This window comes from Pseudomonas sp. (assembly GCF_049300855.1).
Lineage (GTDB): Bacteria > Pseudomonadota > Gammaproteobacteria > Pseudomonadales > Pseudomonadaceae > Aquipseudomonas.
In genome coordinates, this window is the sequence record NZ_JBAQKH010000050.1 from 1 (window position 1) to 1683 (window position 1683).

2 protein-coding genes are annotated in these 1683 nt (G+C 69.5%); one reads left to right on the forward strand and one right to left on the reverse strand.

What is annotated here, in order from left to right; translation table 11 throughout:
• Positions 1-365: GNAT family N-acetyltransferase (locus tag WA225_RS24660; protein WP_422610018.1), on the forward strand; the 365-nt coding region annotated here is incomplete at its 5' end.
• Positions 366-591: 226 nt separating this feature from the next.
• Here WA225_RS24660 and WA225_RS24665 read toward each other — a convergent pair.
• Positions 592-1683 (reverse strand): serine hydrolase domain-containing protein (locus tag WA225_RS24665; protein ID WP_422610019.1); only part of this gene is annotated, 1092 nt, incomplete at its 5' end.

Below are 1683 nucleotides of genomic sequence, written 5' to 3' on the forward strand. Positions count from 1 at the left end.
GCCCGTCCGTGCTTGCGGAACGGATCAGGTGGCTGATGGGCGCAGGCGGCACAGTTGTCGTGGTGGGCGGACCCGGGCCTGATGGGCTGGCCGTGCTCCGTTTCCGTCCGGATATCTGGACTGAAAGCCTCGAGTGCTACCTGGCGGAGCTTTACGTGACTCCCGGCCGGCGTGGCCAGGGACTGGGGCGTGCACTGATGAAGGCGGCGATCGAGCAGGCCAGGCGTCATGGCGCGGATCGCATGGATCTCAGCACCAGCGAGGACGATGTGGCCGCCCGCGCCCTTTACGAGCGCCTTGGCTTCACCAACCGCGAAGGCGGACCCGACGGGCCGGTCAATTACTTCTACGAAAGAGAGCTGTAGGGGCGGGATCGATGTGCTCTTGCCGGCCGTCTCCAGCCCGGCGCACAGATCTAGATGATCCGGAGCAGCGCGGTCCTTCCGCGCGCTTCGCGTCGCTAGGCCCGATGCAACGACCTGCGCAAGAATGGTCCGCTTGCCGTCCCGGCTCCCTACCACTAGATACATGTGCACGTCCGTGGGGCGGCACAGCCCCGCCAGCAAGTCACAACCACACACTTAGAGCGGCTTACCCAGGCTGGTCACCGGGCGGGCGCTTGACCAGCGACCGCGCTAGCCCCAATGCGATGCGTTGCTGATCACCAGGTCGCGAGACGCTGGCCAGGACGGCGACCGCCTGCCGGGTCTCTGGGAAGATCGCCAGGAAGGCGGAGTATCCACCGGTGGCGCCGTTGTGCCAGATCATGGCGTTCCCGGACGGGAGGGAATCAATTATCCAGAACATGCCGCTGCGCCGGTTCGGTCGCGTGGTCTCGACGTCCGGGACCGGCGTCAAGGAGCCGTATCCTGGCGCGGTCCGATCCAGGATGGCGGTCAGGAGCCGGGCCATGTCCCCGATCGTGGCGATGACCCCGCCGGCCGGGGCATAGCCGTCCAGGACCCACGGGGCACGGGGCAGACCCGTCGCTGACCAGCCAGGCGCTGCCTTCTGTTGCCTCGTGGCCACCGCGGCCGAGGACATGCCAAGCGGGGTGAAGACCCGCGCCCGGAGCAGGTCCGCGAAACTGCAGCCTGCCCGTCCGGCCAGAATCTGGCCCAGCAGGGCCGCACCGAGGTTGGAGTAGGCGGCCTGCCCGCGGCGGCGCAGGCGCTGCCGGCCCGCCAGGGCGATCACCCGGGACGGCGTGGTGCCCCGGTAGGGATCAAGACCGACAAAAGCGAAGACGGCGATGCGGGCCGCCGTGCGCGGGTCCACAGGCAGCCGGGGCAGCCCCGACGTGTGGGTGCACAGTTCCCGCACGGTCACCGTGGCTGCCCTCGTACAGTCAAGGGCCGGCAGGAGCTCCGCGGCGGTGCTGTCCATCGACAACTCGCCGCGCTCGATGGCGTCGGCCAGCATCATCCCGGTCAGCGCCTTAGTCACCGATCCTGTCTCGAACAGCGTTCCGGCGTCCGCCCTGATGAATGCCGAGCGAACCGGCGCGGGAGCCCCCAGGTCAACGGTCACTGCCGCTACCCGCCGGGAGCGGCGGCCCGCCAGCCGGGCCAGATGGGGCGTAAGCCCGGGATCCCCGGTCACGGCCGGGACCGGACGCGCCGCCGCCAGCACCCGGCACGCCGCAACCGCGAGCACGGCCACCAGCACCACGCATTCGCAGAT